The organism is Epilithonimonas sp. (assembly GCF_036780765.1).
GTDB lineage: Bacteria > Bacteroidota > Bacteroidia > Flavobacteriales > Weeksellaceae > Epilithonimonas.
The window spans coordinates 139,209-161,991 of the sequence record NZ_DAIQCG010000005.1 but is presented as its reverse complement, the minus strand read 5'-3'; the positions used below and the strand labels follow the sequence as shown (position 1 = coordinate 161,991).

The window sequence follows — 22,783 nt, the reverse complement described above, 5'->3', positions numbered from 1 at the left end:
GCTTCAAACTTCATGCGGTTTGTGACAAAAACGGAATCTTCCATTCGTTTGATTTACATGATGTAAATTATCTGAAGGATGTGAAAGAAAATTTAAAGAATTGTTTGTTGATAGGCGACAGAGGATACATCAGTGAAAATTTAAGAGTTGATTTATTCAATTATTCCAACATTGAGCTCTCTGTTCCAATGCGTAAAAATCAGTATGATTTTGTAGAATTTTCCAAGACAAAATCAAAAATCAGAAAAAGGATTGAAACCAATATATCGCAACTGTGCGGACAGTTCTCAATCAACATCAACCTTGCTAAAACCTTTCAAGGTTTGATAACAAGAATAACATCAAAAATAACTTCATTTACAATGATTCAATATCTAAATTTTTTCATATTCAAAAGAAGTTTGAACAAATTAAAAATTAATTTATGCTAAATGCACAACAGGTTATTTTATATTTAATCTTATATAATATCTGCATACTCCATATAAATTATAAAAAATGGTTTTATTACCATTATCTCCTTATTGTTTAAGCTAAGTTTTTTTAATATTAGCTGACCAAAACTAATATTTAAAAACTAGAATTCAAAGTATAAAGAATGATATAATAGTGGAGATATTTTAAAACATAGATAGAGGTAAAATTAATAAGCATAGTTGATAAAAATCATTAATCAAGCAAGTATACATTTGTAGGTTAGACAAAAGTTTTCGCAAAGATCATCATACACAAATATCCAAATGTAAGCGTAATTTATCTCCAATCCTAAGGTTTTGGGAAAGAATCTGTTCTTCTATAATTTTTGCGATTTAATTTATAAAGAATTTCTCTTGCCATTTAAAAATTGTATCAAGTAAAAATAGGAAAATAAATCTGTGTCCATACAAACTTACAATCTGTAATATCTTAAAATTTATACTACAAACAGGTTCTAGACTTCTTCATTCTAGTTTTCGAAATATTAAAAAATCATTATGTGTAATGTTTCGAAAAAAATAAAGTCACTGCCTAGAAAGCAAAACAAATTACTTCTAAACTCCCATTATATCTACGTTTTCACAATTTTAATTAAATATTAATTCATCAACAATAGCATATTAAAATTAACTAATATTTAACATATTTGAGTTATTACTAATTTATTGGCAACATATTTGATATTTATTTTTTTGATACTATTTCAATAATAATATTAACGGATTTAGAATTTTGTTAAAACACTATTAAAAATTATTTAATGATTATAGCGAATAGCCTACTTTATCATTTTATCATTTCCTTTTACTGTCCTGCAAAAAGGAAAATACCTCCCAGCAGAATATTCTTCTGATTTAGCTTTTATTAAATCGATTGATTTAAATACTTCGAAATTTTCGGCCTCCTTTTATAAAAACTAAAATCCCTGAATATTCAATATGTACAATACTTCTACAAAAGCAATACGCTTTTCAATCGCAGAAAACGATTTCTATTTTAAGCAGTTTTTGGTTAAAATGCTTTTGGAAAATCCTTTGTTTTCTATTGTTAATGATTGTAATAACGGTAACGAATTAATCAACAGGCTTTACAGAAAGCAGGAAGATGTATTCATCATCAACTTATTTATGCCTATTCTAAGTGGAATTGAAGCGATTAAATACATTCGTCAGCACAATAAGGATGTTCCAATTCTCACCTATTCTACAACATATCAGGATGATATGGCTGCTACACTCAGCGAAATTCCTAACACTTACTACTGTCAAAAAAACAGCATCATCATAAAAGATATTCTTAGAAATTGTATTCTGAGTAAAAATTCTGATTATGAGGAGTATAAAAAAGAATGGGCTTCTCAGGAAGAAGTTGTGAAAAGTTACATGGATCGCCAGAAAAAACAGCAAGACGAACTGAATGTTACAGAGATTCACATCATTAAACTCTGTTATGAAGGATTCAGCAATAAAGAAATCGGAGACAGAATAAGCTTAAGTACAAGAACAATTGACACTTACATCAACAGATTAACTGAAAAATTGGGACTTAAAAGCAAATTGGACCTTGCCAGATTTTGTGTAGAAAACGGATATTATAATTCAAGTATTTAGAAATCATGGCTACACAGGGACAAAAAAGACTGAATTCAGATGATGTAAGAAATGGAATTATCCGATTCATATTTTCATTCATTATTTTAATATCAATCAGCTTAACAACGGTTTTTCTGTTTTTCAAAAGCTCAACAATTCAGAGAGAACAAATCCAAAAAGAACTAAATGACTATAAAAATGTTCTCAGTAGAAATGAACTTTTGAAAATTAAAATGGACACTATTTACTATAAAATGGCTTTGCTGAATACAGACCGAGTACAGAATGATATTTTCCTTAGAAACTCAATTCTGGAGGATCTTCAGGACACGAAAAATATTATGGGAGCGGATAGCAGCAAATCTTTCAAACAATATTCTACGCTGACGAAAAACATTGGAAAAATGACCATTTTCAAAAATGAACTCATCAATGTAACTGCTAAAGAAAGAAATGCCATAAGAAACCTAAATGAATGTATGGGGAAAGTAGAAAAAATCAATACCCAAATCAAAAATAATGAGCCAGGTGGAAAAATAGCAAGACGATTAAAATAAACTAAAAACTATGCAAGCCAAAATTATCCTTTCCAACAAAGAAAAAAGATACTACTTCTTGTACCTCTTGGGGCTACTCTTTTTTGCAGTCTTGTTACTTTCAGTAATTATTTTGTACCGTTATGAGTCGCCTTTCAACAATTCTGATATTCTGGCAATCCAAACATTGGAAGAGAAAGTGAAGTTTGATGATCGTCAAAAAATTGCGCAGCCGGTTATAGACAGTACTTTTAATAAAATCGAAAAAGTGTCTGCTGAGAATCAAAATCCTCTTTTAGAAAACGAAATCCGATACAGCATCAACGATATTGCTAACATCTTCGAAACTGTGAATATCACAGACCCTCGAAAAGAATCTTACAAGCAGATTGCCCAATTCTACAAAATGTATGTGGAAGACAAAAATATCGCCGGTAAAAAAAACGAAAATATCAAGATTTTCACCAAACAATTTGAGGATTGCTCTATTGGTTTCAAGGAACGTAAAAATCAAAAATTGCAAAGAGATAACGCATTACTTATGAAAAATAACTAACAACTTTTAATTATGAATTACATCCAAAAAAACAGGAAGAACATTATTATTGCAGTAATAAGTCTTTTGCTTTTAGCGGCCATTATTATTTTGTGGTTACAGAGAAAAGTCATCCATAGCTCAGACGATATTGTTGCAGCAGTTTATCCAACATCTCTCAATGTGGGCGATACATTGACTTTCGAAGATAACACCACTTTCGGAAAAACAAGAAAATGGGATTTTGGAGATGGATTTAATTCTGACAAAAACAAAGGCGCGCACTTTTTCAAGAAACCTGGTTATTATCAAGTGTCATTAATCATTGATAACAAATACACCAAGTCCTTTCCTATTCTGGTTTCAGGTGGTTTTTCTAAACCTGCAGATACAACAAAAGTCGCCACCAAAATAGATGCGCCAAGTCAAGCGATGCAATTGGAAAATGTTTTTTTCCGTGCAGATTCTCCTGACGCAAAGATTTACACTTGGAAATTTGGTGAAACCGGAAACATTGATGCAAAAGAAAAAATGGCAACTTACGCCTTCAAAAATCCAGGAAATTACATTGTGACTTTATATACCGATATTGATAATGAGCCTATTCAGCATATGATAAAAATTCTTCCCGCTTATGAAGATCTGGATGATGAAGTTGCTACAGCGCCAACAGTAACGGATATCTACAGCAAAATCAATGATGATTTTAAATATCATCTTCAGCAAATCGCCAACGGAAGCAATTTCAATAGTCATTACAATTATCTTCTCAGTACTTATCTGTGTAATAAAGACAATATTGGACTTACCGTGAATGACAAAAACAACTCATTCTACAACTATTGTATGGGTTTGCAATTTGATAAAAATAATTCTATACAGGAAGTGAAAACCACTTTGGACACCAATCAAAATTGTGTTGTTAAAGTAGAAGTAAAGCAAAGCAAGTAAATAAACTAAAAAAATAAATTATGAAAAATAACTTCCTTAGCGCTGCCTACCTTTTTGGTTCTGTATATATATTGATTGGATGTTCAGTAAGGATTCCTTCTCAACAAACACCAGATTCTGATTTTTATGGCTATGTAGATCAAGTAAAAGTGAATGACGGATTTCCTAAAAATTCTGAACCTTGGGTGGTAATTTCTGATCGTGCGAACAATACAGTTTTTATGGATAAAGGTGAAGAAAAATCGCCTAAAGAAATTAAATTCCTAGAACCACTACTAGTAGTAAAAGAAAAATCATCCAAAAATCTTATCAAAGTTGCAGAATATAATCCTGATGCTTTGATGAAAAAAATCCCATCCAAATCAGTTAAAACTTATGGTTGGATTCCGAAAGATCAATTATTACTTTGGACCAATTCTTTGAAAAGAAGCGATAATGGTTTCAATGTAAAAGCGGTTATCTCTCCAAATAATTCTGATGTTTTGAAAAACGGTTCAAAATATATGAAAGGTGATTCAGCTTTGATTTTTTCTTCGCCGGATCTCACAAAACCTATCAGTAAAAAAATTGCTGTTGGTCAATTGGTTTACATCTACAAACAATCCGAAGCTAATAACAGATTCTTAATTGGAAAATCTCCAAATCTAAAAATCGATAGTATTTCCAAAGATGTTTACGGCTGGATTAGTTCTAATATGATTGCCAATTGGGGCGACAGAACAGCTTTGAAAGTTTCATCAGATTTCAATTACTCTAATGAAAATAATTTAGCTATCAACAAACAAAATCCAGACGGATCTTTGACAGAAACCAACTTCTCTCTTTCTGACGGAGTCAACAGAACTGCTATAGAAAATCTGGTTTCTGTTACGCCTTCGATGATTGATAATTCTAACAAAGCGCGATTCTTCACAAACGCTTTAGATTATAGTAAAAACTTTGTTTATAATGTTTTGGGACAGCCTGTTTATTATGACAGATTCAAAGAAATAACAAACAGAAGTAAAAATCTTAACATTGTTTTCACGGTTGATATCAGCCGAGATAATATCCAGAATTCTGCTTTAGCTAAATCTGTTTTTCAGGATATCCAGTTGAAATTAGATCAATTAAAATATTTTAAAAGCATCAAATACGGCGCTGTTCTTTACAAAAACAACAATTGTGGAGAAGATATTTTGCCATCAGCTTTGAGTAATAATTTTGAGGAAATCAATTCTTTTATAGACTTGCAAACATCCAATCAAAATTGTAGCAATAGTGGCGCACAACCTCTTTTAGAAGCACTTTCAACTACTGGAGAATTAATCAAAAACAATTCTGACGAGACTAATATTGTTATCGTTGTAGGATCTACTGCGTCCAGTTACGGAGGACTTAGCGAAGCAATGAGAAACCTGACTAAAGCTCGCGCCAAAATGTTGTTTTTCCAATCTGCATCAGGTTCTTCTGATTATTATAACAACTTCGTTTTATTCTCAGAAAATGTTTTAACGGGAACAGCCAGAAATATTGCAGAATTGGACAAAGCCAGAATCGTTGATCAAAAAATGATTATGGATAAGAACAATTACAACCTTGTAATGGGCGAAGGCGGCGTTTATTCTTTGGATTACCCGAAAGCAAGTATGGCTCAGGGTTTTGTAGTTTATCCGAGAAAGGGCGAAATCAATTCCAGCAATCTGCTTGTTAAATCATTAGATAGTTTAATTACTCAGGTTATTGATTATAATAAAACGGTTAATACATCTTTGACTAACTATTTCAAATCAGCTGTAGGAAGTTCCAAAACGATCGTAAAGCCGGATTTCAGAAATCAGTTTTCCAATGCGCCAACACCTATCCCAACGGAAACTACAACGCAGTTGATTACTTATAACAATCCATTTATAACCAAAGGAACTTTTTCTACTGAGTTAAAGGAAAGTTATCCAGCTGTCGAAAAAGGAATTTTATTATCTGAAACTGAGTATGATAAATTGAGAGCTTTTTATCAAGAAGTTTATCAAGAGACAAAAAGCTTCACTGCTACTTTCAGCCAAGGATCGGCAATTAATTCTTACCTGAATACGCTTAAAAAGCACTATTCTGGCGATACGAAATTTGATAAATCAAAACTGAGAAATCAGTCTATGGCTTATTCTGTCGCTGTCAGTACAGGATTTGATAACTCAGCGGAAGAAACACTTTCTACATATAAGCTGAGTGGATGGAAACAACCGAAAGTAGTTTCCAATGAGATTGTAAGAAACTATTTCAAACAATATAAAACATTGGCAGACAGATTGCTAAACAATAAAAGTAACCCAAAGATCATCATAGATCAAAACGGAGAAAAGTTTTATTGGCTTAATAGATTCTTTATGCCAACCATCGAACCAGTAGAATCTCTGTAATGTTTTCATTCAATAAGATTTTAAAATATTTCAGTAAAAAATCAGAAAATCAATCACAAAAAATAAATAATATGGCAATGTTTAATTATGGTGTTGGGGGAAACGAAGTAAAAGTTGACGCCAACGAAGCAATCCAAGAAATTCAGGAAAACAGATCGCTAATTGTAAGTCAACTTACAGCAGATGAACCATTTGTTCCGGAAATTGTAAAAGGTCTGAAATCGGTAGATGATGTTTTCAAACATTTTCAACCTTCTATTTCTGTTCAGCACGAGACAGAAGACGGAACTTACATAGATGAAGAATTCAGGTTTCAGCAATTGGGAGATTTCACTCCAAAAAATCTGACTCAGAATTCAGAATATCTGAAAACTCTTAGCATAGAACAGGAACAGTACAACAAAATACTGAGACAACTGAAGAATAATAAAATTCTAAAAAATATTCTTGAAAATCCTCAAACCAAAGATGCTTTGATAGAAGTTTTGAAAGAAGTAGCAGGTGAACTTGAAAAATAATAAACACAAAAACTATGGACAACAGACAACAAGCAGCACCGCAAAATCAGCAAGCTGCAGAACAACAGCAAGATCAAAGAAGAGGTTCAGCGATTAACGATCTCAATAAAGTTGGTGGATTCAATTTTATAGAAACCGTTGTAGACGGGATTGCCAATATGAATCCAACGAGAAAAGCACGTAAAGAAATCTTCTTAAATGATACTAATAAACAAACTGAAAGAAAAGATTTAGCTCAAAAACTGAATCTGTGGATTTCACTTTTGGAAAATAATGCCACTGCTGAAGAAATGGCAGAAGCTTGTAAAACAAAAGCGCAGAGTGCGGAAAAAAATCTTAAAACCAATCTTAAAAATAGCCTTGGTGCGATCCGCGAACTTGAAACGTCGTATAGAACGATGGCTCAGTTTTTTAAGAATACAGAGCTTGACAAAGTTGACAATGTAAGCATCGTGAATGCATCTTTGGAGCAGATGAAAGATTTAGACAATCCGATTTTCATTGATGCAATTGCAGATGAATTTAAACAAAATTACGACCGTCTTGATTTGAGAGACAACTACTCTATTCTAGCGATTCCAGGATATTTGGGATCTAATAAAGTCGTTGAAAAATGGGCAAAAATCTGTAACGAAAACAAAGTAATGCTGGTAACGGATTTTGCTAATCTTGACAAACCGGATGATGTTGTGGATCTTTTCCATTCTGCTAATCTTACAGGTGGCGAACTTCATAGAAGTAATGTGATTATGACTACAAACTGGCTTGTAGGAAGAGGCAGAGCTGAGGAAGTAGGCGAAGAGGAAAATGTTGATCTTCCACCTTCAACTTCTATGGCTGGGAAAATTTATAAAACGTTGATGTCACAAGTTGCCGCAGGTAAAAAACACGGAAATATCAATGAAGTGGATGCTGTGAAATTTGACCTTAAGAAGAGCGAAATCTCTCAGCTTGAAAAAATGGGATTGGTTCCAATGGTGAATGAGTATGGAAAAATTATGGCATTCTCCGCAAAAACATTATTCACCGGAGATAACATTGGGTTACAAACTTATTCTGTTGTAAGAGTTTTCGATTATGTAACTAAGGTTCTGCTCGATTTCCTTAACAGAAGAGCATTTGAAAACTGGAATCCACGAAACGAAGATGATTTGAGAAGACAAATCGTAACTTTTCTTGACGGAATCAAAGGTCCAGACAAATTGATCGAGAAATTTAAAATTGTAAGATTTGAACAGGATAGAGTGAATAAAGACCGTGTTTGGCTGGATATCAGAATGACACCTTACTTCCCAACCAAAAGTTTCGTCATCAAATTGGATGGACACAAAGGAGACGACGGTAACGAATGGGATGCTGAATATCAACAGGAATAAGCCCAATAAAAAATTAATAACAAAGGGAATTTGCAACAATAAGTTATGAGTTCCCTTTTTCATTTAAATCTACCGAGATGAGAACGACACACTTTTACTTTATATATACGATCGTTTTATTATCATTCACTATTTCCTGCAAGAAAAAATATGAAAGGCCGGATCATTATTCGATAGATCTTTTTGAAAATCAAAGAAATGAACAGCCTAAAAAAACATTAACACCACAAGAAGCTTCAGACAAAAGCTTAATTGTTATAAAAACGAATGCTTTTGAGTTGATTAATAAACTTAAAATCGAAGATAAAAATGTTAATATCTATAAAATCAATTCTGGCACGATCGTAAAATCCGCAAAAGACAGTATTCGATTTCCAATCTATATTATTTCGAATTATGATTTAAAGACTAATGATTCTGATAAAGACTCAACGGCTGTTTACCTTATCAATCCGCAATCCTATAAGTTATTAGTCAAAGATATGGGAGTTGATTATCAAACTTTACCCGCCCAGATTTCTCAATAAAATTGATACTGAATTGTTTTTCATTTCCAATATTCTCTAAAAGTGTAGTAATTCTACTACTGATTTTTTTGTGATGTGGTTCTATCTTTGGTATGTTAAAAGAAAGGAACACACTAATACACAATACAATATATTAACAATTTAAATTTTAGAAATCATGGCAAACAATTCAAGAGCCGTATTAAAATTCAACGGCGGATCAGAGCAAAAAATTCTTAAACTGAATTATGGTGTATCAAGAAACACGGATGTTTCCGGTAGAGTTGCATCAGACCCTTCCAATGCATTGATCAAAATCACTGTGGAAGCGACTGAAGATTCAGGAATTTTGGAAAGTTTATTGAATGGTAAGTACAAGCCAACCAGTGGTGAAGTCACTTTCAACAAATCCCACGAAGAAGGAACTTTGACGACTCTGAAGTGGGAAAATGGGTACGTTATCCAGCACGAAGTAGATTACGATGCTTTGAACGAGGATAATATGTTCATCAGTTTTGTAGTAAGTGCAGAGAAAATCGATTACGGTAACTCAGCTTACGACGGCGTTTGGCCAGGTGCTAAATAATCATCTGATTATTTATCTTTAAAGTAAAAAATAATCCTGATGAAAAACCTCTTTGGAGACATTCATCAGGATTTTTGATTAATTAACAATCTTTTGAGCGACAATTGCATTATTATTGCTATGATTTCAGGAAGATTGTTGCGAATTAATTATCAATAAATAATTGCTAATGATAATTTTTTATCGATTCGATATTATTGATTTTAAATTCAATATTCAAAAAAAAGCCTTCACAGAAGCGATAGACCAAGTTTAGTTTAAACAAAGTATAAAATATTTAATACTAAAAAATCACAAAATATGGCTACTTCCAATACTACTACAAAAAGTTTCAAACCGGACAACAGTGCCAACTCCATCTCATCGAGTCAGATTTTTGGAATCAACCGCCTTGTCAAACTTAATATTGTGATTGAAGGGAGAGTAATCTCGCATTACAAACATTTCACATTATCTCAAAACAGCTCTAAACATCACGAGTTTGAACTGATTCTGGCACATGATACTTTAGGAAACAAGGAAAACCATAATCTGGAATCCAGCCAAGAGTTTTTAGGAAAAAGAATTACAATCGTTCAAAAATACAAAGACATTCAGGAAAGTCCGGAAAGGACTTTTGTAGGTGTTATTACCAGAGTTGGATTCAGTCAGGAAAAGGGCGGATTACCGAATATTGTTCTTGGCGGTTTCAGTCCAACAATTTTACTGGATGCAGCACCAACCATCCAGAGTTTTGGGGGAGAATCGCCAGTAAATATGAGCATCATTGCCTCACAACTTATCAAAGAAGGTTTGGGAAGCAGCAAGTATGATGTTCGTGTGGATGCGAATGATTTTTCTGAAATTCCATTCAGTGTTCAGTATAATGAAACGCATTACAATTACCTCGCAAGAATGGCGGAAGCTTACGGAGAACAGTTTTATTATGATGGCGAAGTTTTACATTTTGGTAAACTCCCACCACAAAATCCTCCACTCAAATTAATCTATGGAAGTAATGTCAGCGATATCCGCGTAGAGTTAAAAGCGATTCACACTAAACCCGAATTCTATGGTTACAACAGCAGTCAGAATAGCAAACTGACTTCGGGAGAAACGCCGATTAAACATAAAAGTGATCTGGCAAAAAGTGCTTACGGTCAAACCCAAAACGGAATTTTCACCACAAGATCTTTACAGGTTTCACCAATAAAAGCGGTTACGGATAAAGATGTAGTTAATTCCCAAGAAAGCGCCGCAGGAAGCAAAGCTGTAGAAGTTTTCACTGTTACAGGAAATATCTCGATTCCTTTCTTATATCCGGGATGTGTTGCAGATTTGGAAATGAGAAAACCAGACAGCAATCAAACGAGTTATTTTACCAGAATAATGGTTATTGAGACTTCGCACGATGTCGATACATTAGGAAATTACAAAGGAACTTTCAAAGCCATTGCCAGCGATACAGGATTTCTTCCAAAACCAGAGTTTACAGTTCCGGCAGCGCAACCACAGATTGCTACTGTTATCAGCAATACAGACCCACAAGGACAAGGCAGAATCACAGTTAAATTTGACTGGCAACTGCACGACACTACCAACTTTATCAGAATGATGAGTCCCGATGCTGGCGGAACAGATCAGATTACACAAAACAGAGGTTACGTTGCGATTCCTGAAGTTGGCGATCAGGTTATGGTTGGCTTTGTTCACAATCACCCAGACAGGCCATTTGTAATGGGAGGAATGTTCCACGGTGGAACAGCTTTAGGTGGTTTTGCAGATAATCGTGTCAAATCTATTATGACAAGAAGCGGACACAAAGTTGTTTTCACAGAAGATGAAAGTATTATTATTACTGATAAAAGTGGTAATGAGATTCATTTGGACACCACCGGAAGCAACATTAACATCACAGCTCCGGAAACAATGACATTGAATTGTAAGAATATGAACATCAATGTCACCGAAAATATGACAACGAGTGTTGGTCAGAATGCTTCTGAGACGATTGGAATGAATAATACCCAAAGCATCGGAATGAACTCAACCCAAAGTATTGGTGCTATGAAATTGACATCCGTTGCAGGCGACGCCAGTATGTTCATCACAGGAAAATTAACCGAAATGATTGATGGCGATGTTCACAGCGAAACCAAAATGGAAAGAACGGAAGTGAGTGAGAAATCTATGAATATCCAATCCAACGAATCCATTCATAAGCACGCACAAAAAGAAGTTCAGAATAATAGCGGAGAGAAATCTAAAGCCAATTAAAAATGAGCAGAACCAGAATCGTAAAAGGAAAATACACCAAATTATCTCTGAAAGGACACAGTATGTATTCTAATGAGAATATAGTGACTACTGCGAGTGATTTTGTTACTGAGAAAGGTGAAGAAAAAGGTGTGAGCTATGGCGATCCTTCAAAATCATCTGCTGGAAAGATTAATGCAAAATGCATCGTGCATTTTCGTCCCCATGATAAGTGGAATGGAGAATTTGGTTTCGATTGGATTAGAATGGGAGATAATGATACTGGTAGAAAAGGCGACAAATATTGGTACCGTGATATTATTGGCAAATATCGTGATTCTAAGAAAAAATTACTTCAAGAATTTAATGGTGGAACGTTCAAAAAAAGTAATGATGAATATGATAATCTTTTAAAACAATTCAATCTCTTCAATGTAGTTTGGAAAAATGATTTGTACGTTGTTCCAATTCTTTCTCTGATGCCGAATTCGAAGGCAAAATTTACTTTAAAAGTAGAAATTAAAGAACAGCCGAAAGAGTTGCGATATAAAATTAATTCTAAATATTATAAACTTAATAAAGATAAAATTGCCTACAATACTGTCGGAAAAAAGACTTTGTATAATGATTTGGAAATCACAAATATTGCAGCCCATAATGCTTATGAATATCTGGATGTAATTGCAGTTTCCGAAAGTGGTTTTGAGGAAACAGTTGGCAGAATGAGAATCAATCCGAACAATGTGGCTCATCAAAAAAAAATGACTGTTGCTTTGATTAACGTTCACAACGGGAAAGGTAATTTTTCTACTCTTAATCTAGAATCAAGAAAAAAGGAAATCACAAAATACCTTAACCAAGCTCTGATAATTCCAAGTTTTGTCACCGCCAATCTACATATCAACAGACTATCAGCTTCACAAAAGAAAAAATTCGAGGACAGTTATAGAATATACGGCCCTACTTCATCTGACGTTTTTGATGTTCTTTATGAAACGATGATAAAATTTGATCCGAAATACACTGACTACATGAAAATCTTTTTTATTGATGATGTTGCTGGTGGATTGTTTGGACAGACAATGGACATTGGGATTCCTGAGAAATCGGTTGTTGTTCTTAACATCGGATTTAATGATAGCACATTGGTACACGAAGCTTTACACGCTATGAATCTTTATCACACATTTGACAATGATAGCAAATTCACTTTTTTGAATTTTGAAACAGATAATGTGATGGATTATTCGGATTTCGAAAACAGAAAATTCCCCGTAATATCAACATTTGCGTGGCAATGGAATATTTTGCACAAATTCTTAAAATAGATTTGAAATGAAAAGATTAATAATCGTTTTTTTGAGTATTGGTATTTTATCCTGTAACGGTCAAAACAATAAAAACAAAAATATGCTAGATCTGGAATATCTAAAAAAGAATGCAACAATCTCTGACATTTCATATAATGGCGCAGTAAGCTCAACAGATAATCCCAATGGTAAAAACATCAAACATTATAAATTAGTCGAAACTAAAGAAAATAATAAAATTACCATTGAAGGAGATAGCGAAACAGGCTATAAAAAAACGTTTGAGAATAATGATTTCATAGAAAATACAGAATACGGCAGTAATGGAAATGCGGTAAGAAGTGATAAAAAATCTATTTATGGTTTTGATGTAACTGCAGTGGATTACGGAAAAGATGGAAAAATTATCAATGAAATAAATTACGATGCTCTCTTCAAATTTAACAATCAGGATGTATTTAACTATTTGAAAAGAAAAAACTTTAATCTGGACAAAGCGTATTTTAAAACAGTTCCAAATTCTGAAATTCCTAAACCAATGATCTTACGAGGATCCGCAAATGATTTTAAATTTTTGTTGCCAGAACTTAGTTTGAAAAATGAATTAGTCTGGCTGATTGTTAATGTTGAAGGAAACGTTGAAAACAAAAAAGGAATTTACTTTATTTGTTTAGATGGAGTTACAGGAAAAGAGCTTCTGATAAAAGAATACATTGGAAAAAAATCAGGTAAAAACGGCATTGGGACTTATCCTAATTACAACATTATTTTCCCAAAATAATTTGTTTTCACTATTAAAGAAAATGAAATATGAGCAGAACCAGATTTGTCAAAGGAACATATACCAAAGTATCCGATAAAAGTCATACGATGTACTCTAATGAAAGTATCATCTCCAATGCCGTGAAATGGATCTCAGAAGTTGGAGAAAAACTTGGCATATATTATGGAACTCCTTCAAATCCTCCTCCAACAGAAATCAAAGCAAAATGCGTGGTTCATTTTCGCAGTAAGGATGGATGGAAAGGTGAAGATTATGGTTTTGACTGGATGAGACTTGGAGAGACTTCGGTTTTTGGCGATACCAATTACGAGAATATTGTCGCTAAACAATATACAGATTCTACACATACTACTCTTGTAGCTGATATTAATGATTACAACGGAAGCTTTCAGAAATCTCCTACTTTATATTCTAACTTAGGAAGAGTTTATGGTGTTTACAATATTCCTTGGAAAAAGAAAGCAGACGGAACAGCGGAAAAATATTACTGTTCTTGGGTTTCTTTGTATCCTACCAAAATAAAAAACACGAGGACACAAAAATTAGAACCTTCGAACTATAAAAATACTAAAGCCTTATTGACTCTCAATATTGAAGTCGATGAAGAACCAGATACACTTAAATTTAAAGAAAATAAGCTTTTCAACATTTCGCCAATGGAAATTGCTACCAAGACAAAGGGAAAACATACTCTCAAAGACTTTGTAACGATAGAATGTCTGGAAGAATTTGCAACAGATCAAATTATAGAAGTGATAGCAACTAAAAAAAATTCAGCAGGCGTAGAAGTTTCTGAAGTAGCAGGAAGATTAAAAGTATGGGCAAACCACAAACCAAGAAGAAAGAAAGCAAAAGTCTTATTAATAGAAGTAAAAACTCCAATCATTGGATCGAGTTCGAAAACAGGTAACTCAGCAGGACAAAAAGCTCTCTTTGAGAATTATCTTTGTCAAGCGCTGATTGAGACAGATGTGGAAACCAAAACCATCGATCTTTCTTCAGATCCCAATTTCCAAATAGGTGGGAAATATGTAATAGGTAATCAGATTGCAGCTTATTATAGCTTTACATCAAACACTCCCAAAGGCTTTATTTCACTGGAAAACTACATCAATTCTAAACTGAAAGAAGAACTCAAAAATAACAAGGAAGCTGAAAACAAATATGATAACCACTACAAAGCCATATATCTTGGAGAAAACGGAGGTTCTGTAGATGCTTCCGGTGCAATAAACGGTTTAAATGGCTATAGCAGTGGGAAATTTGTAGTTCTATTTCCCACTAAGAATGATCAAACAGCTGCTCACGAGTTTTTACATAGTTTTGCATTACCTCACAGTTTTACTAACTCTGAGGCAGATTCCAATGCAGAATTTACTTATGAATATGCGAAGACAGAAAATATAATGGATTATTCTCACCGTGTTTCACAAACTCGCTACAATCTTTGGAAATGGCAGTGGGTAAAAGCCAATACAAACACAAAATAAAACTGTTATGATAAAGATATTTTTTTTAATCAGCCTATTTTTTATTTCTTCTTGTAAATCCCAAAATATAAAAAACATGACACCATATGTCGATAATAAATATGAAAAATTTAATCAAATTGAATTTAATTCATCTAAAAAAGAAAACTCACTCACATTCAGAGAATTTTTAGCCGACGGATCATATATTGAACTAGATCAAGGTTCTTATGGAAAAGGATATAATAAAACACCTAAAAATTCCAATTATACCATTGTGAAAATATATTTTCAAAATGGTAATATTAAGAGTAAAGGATTGACACTAAATTTACCTTGGACAACATTTAGAAAGGGAATTTGGTATGAATTCGATGAAAGTGGAAAACTTATAAAAGAGACAGATTACGATAAACCCTTCAAATTCACTTTTGAAGATATTTTAGCATTTTGTGAAAAAGAAAAAATACAAGTCGATAAAGGTCCAATTCTACAAAGCACAGGCTACCACACTACAATCCAGAGAGGTTTAGAAAACAATCATCCTTGGTGGACAATAGAATGGTTAAAGCAACCTGATATTTTAGAAACTATAAAGCTCGATGGAATTTCAGGAAAAGTGATTTCAAGAAAAGATAGAAACTACATTAATAACTAAATGCTCAATATAAATTAGTTAAACTTCATTTAAAAAATGGGAAGACCTATTCAGCAGAGGAAGAAAATTTAGCAGATGCTTTATGTAATTATTAATACGCAAAACGTTTACAGTTCGGGAAAATTTGTAGTTTTATTTCCAACTAAAAATGATCAAACTGCAGTGCAAAACAGACTCCGGTTACATCCAAATTATGCGAAATCAAACTAATATCTCTTATCGGTTCACTCCAAATGATTCTTTATATAAAATTGTGAAAGTTTATCATCTCAATCATATGATTTATAATAAAGGCATTACACTCAATTTGCATTCGACTACATTTCAATTAGGAATTTGGTATGAATTTGATAAAGACGGGAAACTTGTAAAAGAAAGCTGATGTTTTGGAAACAATTATTTTGGATGGCGTTTCCGATAAAGTTTTATCGAAAAGAGAATCACAATATGTTAACAGATTAAGTTTTAAGATGAATTCTTTAACAGAAATATGATATAATAAAAACCAAGTAGCAATGAGCAGAACAAGAATTGTAAAAGGCACCTACACCAAAGTATCTGAAAAAGGTCACAGTATGTATTCTAACGAAAACATTGTTACTAATGCTACAAGAACTGTTACGGAAGAAGGTACAGAAAATGGGCTATATTGGGGTTCTCCTAAAGACCCACCTCAAACAGCACGCAGAATTATCGACGTCGTAATGTTTGTCGCAGGAACTACAGATCCCATTAATACTACTGGAGAAAGACATCAAGCCAATACAAAATACTGGCAAGCAATAGATGCGGAACTTAAACAGAAGACCAAAGAAAGCTACAACAATTTTTGGCATAAAATACAGGAAATAAAACTGCACTATCTTGATCTTCATATAGAAGGTGAATTTTTCAGCTGGTCGGGCGATAATGATACCAAAGAAAGAAATCTTGCTTCCGAGAGATTGCTAGATGTGATGCTGAGAACTTACCGTTTCTGGAGAAATCAAGAAGTTCATCTCCACCTGATTGGTCACTCGCACGGTGGAAATGTCATCAATCAATTTTCCGAACTCATTACGAGCAGAGAGATGATAGGGAAATCTGCAATTCTGAAAAGAAACAACTTTACCGAATTTCCCACCCCTTGGAAAATCAAAAGTATTACTTACCTCTCTACTCCATTCTTCCAGAGAAAACATCAGTTAAACCACGGGAAACTCCATCAAGATTGTAAAATCATCAATGTTCACAATGAATATGATCTGACACAGCAGTTGATTGCAAATTTCAGTTTACTTAATATGGAAGGATTACTGAAGTCTTTTCAAATGGAAAAATTTGAAAATGGAATCACTATCCTGAAAAATGTAAAGATGGATCTCATCATGCAATATCTGAAAGGCTGGTATAACGAGAATAAAGCTATTGCTGCGTGGCGAGAAATGTCTAATGCATTTCTTGGCATCAATTTGATTGTTCAGGAATTCATCAAATACATTGATTCTATAACAATAGAAAACTCAACTTTAGCAAATGAGAAACAGTCATTCATAAGCTTATTGAGAAACGTTCTCCAATGGACTTATGATGTTCATAAGAATTTTTCCGGAGGCGGAAGACACGATAAAATTACCTTTGCAAGACATCTTAAACTTACCCAAGGTATCAACACGCTTAACATCTTGTTTGATATAAAAACAGGTGTAAGAGACAGTTATATCTTAAGTTTGCTAGCCAATGTTTTTGGCGAAAGTAGAGGAATTACCGACAGTATAGACGCCACTTCCTGGACACCTCAAAGACAAACCAGAGGATTAACCATTTTAGACGTTAATATTACCCAGCACGATTCTTATAATTCCAGAAGAAAGAAAAGTGCATTTGACACATTTTTAAGAGGTACGCAATCTGCGGTACAAAGTAACAATCTAGAAGATCTACTGATGAGACTCTTCAGTCAATTTATAAAACCTGCTCAACTGCAAAAAATTACGGAAGGAATTAATGCTGCAGAATATATTTTCACTGGTAATCTAGATGCTCAGCTGAAAATTCTGAGAGGAAATCTAGAAAGATATCACACACTTGTAAATCAGTATCACGCTTTTCTGGTCACGGCAAACGATGAAGCAACTATCAAAGAATTGGATAAAAGACCAGGATCATTACCATATCTCGCCATGACCTCTCACAGTTTAAGTCATACACAATTTTGGCAACAAGTGGAAGATGGATTGCGAGGTTCTTTCAGTTCTGGTAGAAACCCGAGATATCAATAGTAATGGGAAAATCTAGAAACTTGTACATCGGTTTGGCCATTTACATTATCTGCGTCATTGGGTTTACAGTTTGGTATAAATCTTTACATTATCTTACCGAACTTACTGCAACCAATATCATTAAGATGATTACTCAAGCGGGTTTGGTAGCTGCTGTTGTACCTTCAGCATTGATTTTTTTAATGTATTATTTATTTAAAAAACCGATGGATAAAACATCCCGGTTTTTCTTAATTTTAATAGTATTTCTTTTTTTCATATTTTCAGTTTACAGTATTACTTTAGTAATGGTTTTTTATGATATATCAGATTCCAAATCTTTTCTAAAATCACTATCAGAGATATTGTAAAGCTTATCATTAATTGTCATTTTTATGAAGAAACTATCATCATTTTATTTCATTTTATTTTGTCTTTCGTTATCAATTAATTTGTCTGCACAAAAAACTGGAAATCAAGATAATTTCAGTGAAATAGTTGGGCAAGAAGAAGGTGATCTGAATAAAGATAAAATCAATGACAAAATAATTATTTCGGCTGATAATACTATAGAGATTCGACCTTTTAAGTTGCAGATTTTTTTGTCACAATCTAATAGCAAAAAACTGAAATTAGCAGTTTCTACCGACAAAATTCTTGAACCTCAATATGATGCTGAGAAATATGGAATGAAGAAAAACTTCCGTATTCCTGATGTTTTTATCGAAAATGGAAAACTGACAATTCTGACCAATATCAACGAGCTGAAAAGCCGCTATATTTTTAGATTTAGTAATGGGAATTTTGAATTAACTAACATTGCGAGAATCATTTCTGACGGAAGAGAAATAACTACGGAAACCGAAATTGACTTATTAAAAGGAACAAAGGTTGTTTTTGATCAGGATTTTGGACCAAAAAAAAAATATAAAATTCGAGAGAAATTTAAACCAAAACCATTACCAAAAATCCAGAATTTGACTGCTTCTGATTTGGCAAAGTATTGATTTAACAATAATAATTTCACTCTTTTTATTATTTTAAATTTAGGTTATGAAAAATCTATTGCTTTACACAATCCAAATCATATCATTGATTACCGGAAATTTGAATGCTCAAAAAACTTCAAATCAGGATAATTTCAGTTACGTTGCGAAGGAAGAAGATGGTGATTTGAATAATGATAAAAAGCTGGACAAAGTTGTTGTAGAAATGGATTTGAAAGATGAGACACGGCCTTTGAGACTTCAAATATTTTTATTTCAGCCAAATAACAAAACTAAAAAACTGGTTGTTTCCTCTACAAAAATTATTGAAAGTCAATATCCTAAAAATAAAAATGGCGAACACAATGGCAATACAATTCCTGATTTTTTTATTGAAGATGGAAATTTGCAAATGTTAACCGATATTAATGATCTCAAAAGTCGATACACCTTCAAATTCCAGAATGGAAATTTCGAATTGATTAATATCTCTAGAGTTATTTGGGATGGGAAAAACAAAACGTCTGAAACAGAAATCAATCTAATCAAAGGAACTAAAATCGAATTTGACCAAGAATTAGATTCGGATAAAATCTTGAATAAAAGAGAAAAAGACACTATTGAAATAAGATTTTTTCTGCTTGTATAAGTTCAGTAACTCTTCTTGCTGTGCTTTTTTATTATTACTGTTATTATTGTAAATCTATTCGCGTATGAAAATTTCTTGGCGTTCAAAATAATATAAATGAAAAAAAATACAACAAAACATTGGATCTCATAACTATAGATTTTTTTAGCCTTTATCAAAAATTTAAGCACAATCTCAATCATTTAAAAATGAGTCTCAACACCCAAGATAAAGTTTCTTTTGGCTGCAGGATTATAATACCGATTTCCAAAAGCATTGATATCAAAACCTAAAACATAATCTGTATTATATAAATTCTGAATCATAAGACTGAGATTAAACTTGGTTTTATCGGCTTGTAAAGGAAATCTGAATTGAATATTTCCAACTAAACTAGGCTCAGACCAAACAGAATTAGCATCATTAAGCGGTAATTTTGAATTGTAGAAATGGGTATAATCAACAGACAATTTTTTGAAAAAAGTAAAATTGACAAGTGAATTAATAGTTGTTTTCGGGACGCCCGTTAAATCATTACCAGAAAAATCCTGCTCATTTTGTTTATAATTATGAAATTTGAAATTGTAAAAACTTCCTGAAAAACGAAATCCAAAACGGCTGAAAAAATCATTTTTCAAATCAAAACTTTTGGATTCCAACAAAACTTCAAAACCTTTTTGAGCAGTTTCTCCTGCATTCACAAAATATTCTTGTCCAGCTTCATTTTGCCTTCTCACAATAGCATCTTTCATTCGAAAATCAAAATAACTGCCTTCCAAAAATAGAAAATTTCCAAACTGTTTTCTAATTCCAATTTCTTTATTCCAACCATACTCCGGATTAAGATTGGCATTGAATTTCTGTGTTGATGAGCGGATTTCTTCATTAGTCGGTGCAGAATTCCCTTTTCCAATTTTTCCTCGCACAGAAAAACCTTGATCCAAAATATAGGTAACTCCAAAATTAGGTAATAACTGATTTTTGAATTTTACATTTCCATATTCTGTTTCCGGATAAAGCCTTTGCCAATCGTAAGAATTGGAATTTAAACTTATAGAAACATCCGTAAATAACTTTTCATCAATATTCAATTTTTGAGAAAGAAAATAGAATCCCGACGTATTTTTGATTTTGTCAAAATCCTGAGGACTGTCCTCTACTCCTCTATTATTATCAAAATTCTTAACAAAAATATCATTAATTCCACCTTCGAATCCCAGTCTGTAAGCTAACGAAATTAGACTCCAATTTTTCTCATAATTGAAATGTGTTCTTAGCGCAAAATTCTTTTCAAATCGGTTTTCGAAGTTGGTAATGAAGGGATTTTCAAAATCCACATAAGAACCTTGAACCAAAATAAAATGGGAAAAATTGGGACTAAATTGATAATAATTGGACAATCCTGCCAAAATCATTTTATTTTGGATTCCTGCTCTTTGTTCCTTCGAACCTGGGACTGTGGCTGTGGAAGGCCTCGCTTGCTTTCTGTTATTTTGCATCTGCTCCAAAGTCAATCCGCCAGGCGTTTGATAATCCAAATCCGAATACAACAACATCATTTTCAAAATCCCTTGCTTGGAGTATTGGTAATTATCCTTAACAAAAAACTCTTTTCGCTGGACTTTGGATTGTTCTCTGTAAGAATCGGTTTGATAATAATTTTGGAAAACCTCAAAAAAATGCTTCCTCAATTGTTTAGAAAAGTCAATATTTTGGTTGAATGTGCCATAGCTTCCAATGGATAGGTTAGCTGATAAGTTATCCAGATTATTGGTTTTGAGAAGCAAAGTTCCGCCTGTCATCGCACCATAATCGCCACCTTCTGGACCTTTAAAAACTTCCATCCGGCGGATTAAAGCTGGAGAAATAACGTTGAAATAAGTATTTCCAGAAGCATCAGACAAAATAAAATCGTCAAGATAAACCTTCACATTGCGAACACCAAAAGGTGATCTTAAAGGACTTCCACGAAGTGAAATCCGATAACTTCCCGGCGAGCGTTCTTCCATCCTTGCACCCGGAATTTGGTTGATAGATTCCAACATCCGTTCTGGTGGATTTTGGTTGAGAAGATTTTCGGAAATTACAGCAACAGATTTTGTAGAAGAGACGTAAGTCGTTGGTTTTTTATAAGCGTCAATTTTAACTTCAGAAATCAGATTTGTTGAATCTCTTACTTGAGAATATAAAATTGAAGTTGTAAGTAAAGGAAAAAGTAAGTAAATTTTTTTCATTGCAAAGGACTAAGCAAAAACTATACTTTTTCTTAATTTATAAAAGATAACTCAAAATAAATTTGAATTAAGTGAAAAAAAATCCCTGTCATAAACAGGGATATTTTTTGGTAAAGATTATTTCTTTGATTCTTCAACAGAAACTTTACGGAAATCTTTGAAAAGTTTGCTCAACTCCAAAGCTGATTTTCTTGCTCTTGTTCCAGCTGCTTTGTTTCCTTTTTCAGCTTGTTGTTCTGCCTCTTTGCTGAAAGCTTCAAATTCAGCATTAATCTTTTCGATTAGTTCTTTCATAGTAGTAAGTATATGTATTAAATAAGGTGCAAATATAATAGTTTGGCGCATTCGACAACTATGATTAGTGATTTTTTCATTGATTTTAGGCTTAATTTTATTGATTCTAATGATATTTTTTCACTGGGCCTAATACTTCATTTAAAAATCGGGCAAAATCGGATTTGTATAATTTTTGTTAATCGATTTTAAATTATTATGTGTTATGTATAAAAAAGGAGACAACGTAAAATGGAATTTTCAGTATGGAGAAACCTACGGTATCATTACGAATATTCATACCAAGGATTTTATGTTTATGAACACACAAAGAATAGCTTCTGAAGAGAATCCTCCATACGAAGTGATGAGTGAAAAAACCGGAAAAACAGCCATTCACAAAACTTCTGCTTTGAAAAAGTTATAGAACAGTCAAATTCACTTGTTACAAAAACAAAAAAATCAGCCAAAAGACTGATTTTTGTTTAATATT

The 22,783-nt window shown here is 33.0% G+C and carries 22 protein-coding genes; 20 read left to right on the top strand and 2 right to left on the bottom strand.

Annotated features, from left to right (window positions below):
* The 19 genes from V7P73_RS10405 to V7P73_RS10315 all read left to right on the top strand — a co-directional run.
* Positions 1–431, top strand: a 431-nt coding sequence (locus V7P73_RS10405; RefSeq protein ID WP_333853343.1) for a transposase, incomplete at its 5' end; no start/stop codon positions are given.
* Between the two features lie 984 nt (positions 432–1,415).
* Positions 1,416–2,087, top strand: a complete 672-nt coding sequence (locus tag V7P73_RS10400; protein ID WP_333853341.1) for a response regulator transcription factor — start codon at positions 1,416–1,418, stop codon at positions 2,085–2,087.
* 5 nt (positions 2,088–2,092) lie between these two features.
* Positions 2,093–2,626 carry a type VI secretion system TssO gene (gene tssO / locus V7P73_RS10395; RefSeq protein WP_333853339.1) on the top strand — a complete coding sequence of 178 codons (534 nt, stop codon included), beginning with the start codon at positions 2,093–2,095 and terminating at the stop codon, positions 2,624–2,626.
* 10 nt (positions 2,627–2,636) lie between these two features.
* Positions 2,637–3,161: a type VI secretion system TssO gene (tssO, locus tag V7P73_RS10390; protein WP_333853337.1), complete on the top strand. Its 525-nt coding sequence runs from the start codon at positions 2,637–2,639 to the stop codon at positions 3,159–3,161.
* A gap of 12 nt (positions 3,162–3,173) precedes the next feature.
* Positions 3,174–4,091, top strand: a complete 918-nt coding sequence (locus tag V7P73_RS10385; RefSeq protein WP_333853335.1) for a PKD domain-containing protein — start codon at positions 3,174–3,176, stop codon at positions 4,089–4,091.
* A 20-nt stretch (positions 4,092–4,111) separates the two neighbouring features.
* Positions 4,112–6,487, top strand: coding sequence for a type VI secretion system protein TssR domain-containing protein (gene tssR / locus V7P73_RS10380; protein WP_333853333.1), 2,376 nt, complete (start codon positions 4,112–4,114; stop codon positions 6,485–6,487).
* Between the two features lie 71 nt (positions 6,488–6,558).
* A complete protein-coding gene (locus V7P73_RS10375; protein ID WP_333853331.1) occupies positions 6,559–7,005 on the top strand; it encodes a type VI secretion system contractile sheath small subunit in 447 nt (148 codons plus the stop codon).
* Positions 7,006–7,019: 14 nt separating this feature from the next.
* Positions 7,020–8,381, top strand: coding sequence for a DUF5458 family protein (locus V7P73_RS10370; RefSeq protein ID WP_333853329.1), 1,362 nt, complete (start codon positions 7,020–7,022; stop codon positions 8,379–8,381).
* A 77-nt stretch (positions 8,382–8,458) separates the two neighbouring features.
* Positions 8,459–8,908: a hypothetical protein gene (locus V7P73_RS10365; protein ID WP_333853327.1), complete on the top strand. Its 450-nt coding sequence runs from the start codon at positions 8,459–8,461 to the stop codon at positions 8,906–8,908.
* 157 nt (positions 8,909–9,065) lie between these two features.
* Positions 9,066–9,473: a type VI secretion system tube protein TssD gene (gene tssD, locus V7P73_RS10360; protein WP_333852747.1), complete on the top strand. Its 408-nt coding sequence runs from the start codon at positions 9,066–9,068 to the stop codon at positions 9,471–9,473.
* Between the two features lie 300 nt (positions 9,474–9,773).
* A complete protein-coding gene (locus tag V7P73_RS10355) occupies positions 9,774–11,729 on the top strand; it encodes a type VI secretion system Vgr family protein (RefSeq protein ID WP_333853325.1) in 1,956 nt (651 codons plus the stop codon).
* A gap of 2 nt (positions 11,730–11,731) precedes the next feature.
* Complete coding sequence (locus V7P73_RS10350; RefSeq protein WP_333853324.1) at positions 11,732–13,036, top strand: hypothetical protein; 1,305 nt, start codon at positions 11,732–11,734, stop codon at positions 13,034–13,036.
* 7 nt (positions 13,037–13,043) lie between these two features.
* Entirely contained in the window at positions 13,044–13,799 is a 756-nt protein-coding gene (locus V7P73_RS10345) for a hypothetical protein (RefSeq protein WP_333853322.1), read from the top strand.
* Positions 13,800–13,828: 29 nt separating this feature from the next.
* A complete protein-coding gene (locus V7P73_RS10340) occupies positions 13,829–15,292 on the top strand; it encodes a reprolysin-like metallopeptidase (RefSeq protein ID WP_333853320.1) in 1,464 nt (487 codons plus the stop codon).
* 7 nt (positions 15,293–15,299) lie between these two features.
* Positions 15,300–15,929, top strand: coding sequence for a hypothetical protein (locus V7P73_RS10335; RefSeq protein WP_333853318.1), 630 nt, complete (start codon positions 15,300–15,302; stop codon positions 15,927–15,929).
* Positions 15,930–16,077: 148 nt separating this feature from the next.
* The gene (locus V7P73_RS10330) at positions 16,078–16,311 is read left to right on the top strand and encodes a hypothetical protein (RefSeq protein ID WP_333853316.1); all 234 of its coding nucleotides are present in this window, start codon (positions 16,078–16,080) and stop codon (positions 16,309–16,311) included.
* 133 nt (positions 16,312–16,444) lie between these two features.
* Entirely contained in the window at positions 16,445–18,190 is a 1,746-nt protein-coding gene (locus tag V7P73_RS10325) for a hypothetical protein (protein ID WP_333853314.1), read from the top strand.
* Between the two features lie 374 nt (positions 18,191–18,564).
* The gene (locus tag V7P73_RS10320) at positions 18,565–19,176 is read left to right on the top strand and encodes a hypothetical protein (RefSeq protein WP_333853312.1); all 612 of its coding nucleotides are present in this window, start codon (positions 18,565–18,567) and stop codon (positions 19,174–19,176) included.
* Between the two features lie 46 nt (positions 19,177–19,222).
* Positions 19,223–19,804, top strand: a complete 582-nt coding sequence (locus tag V7P73_RS10315; protein WP_333853310.1) for a hypothetical protein — start codon at positions 19,223–19,225, stop codon at positions 19,802–19,804.
* Between the two features lie 182 nt (positions 19,805–19,986).
* Here the strand turns inward: V7P73_RS10315 and V7P73_RS10310 are convergent, their stop codons facing one another.
* Together V7P73_RS10310 and V7P73_RS10305 are read right to left on the bottom strand one after the other, a co-directional pair.
* The gene (locus tag V7P73_RS10310; protein ID WP_333853308.1) at positions 19,987–22,017 is read right to left on the bottom strand and encodes a TonB-dependent receptor; all 2,031 of its coding nucleotides are present in this window, start codon (positions 22,015–22,017) and stop codon (positions 19,987–19,989) included.
* Positions 22,018–22,134: 117 nt separating this feature from the next.
* The gene (locus V7P73_RS10305) at positions 22,135–22,311 is read right to left on the bottom strand and encodes a histone H1 (RefSeq protein ID WP_074233830.1); all 177 of its coding nucleotides are present in this window, start codon (positions 22,309–22,311) and stop codon (positions 22,135–22,137) included.
* 205 nt (positions 22,312–22,516) lie between these two features.
* On the opposite strand from V7P73_RS10305, the gene V7P73_RS10300 reads away from it, so the two are divergent.
* On the top strand, positions 22,517–22,717 hold the full coding sequence (locus V7P73_RS10300; RefSeq protein ID WP_333853306.1) for a DUF2945 domain-containing protein: 201 nt from the start codon (positions 22,517–22,519) through the stop codon (positions 22,715–22,717).
* The last annotated feature ends 66 nt before the right edge of the window (positions 22,718–22,783 follow it).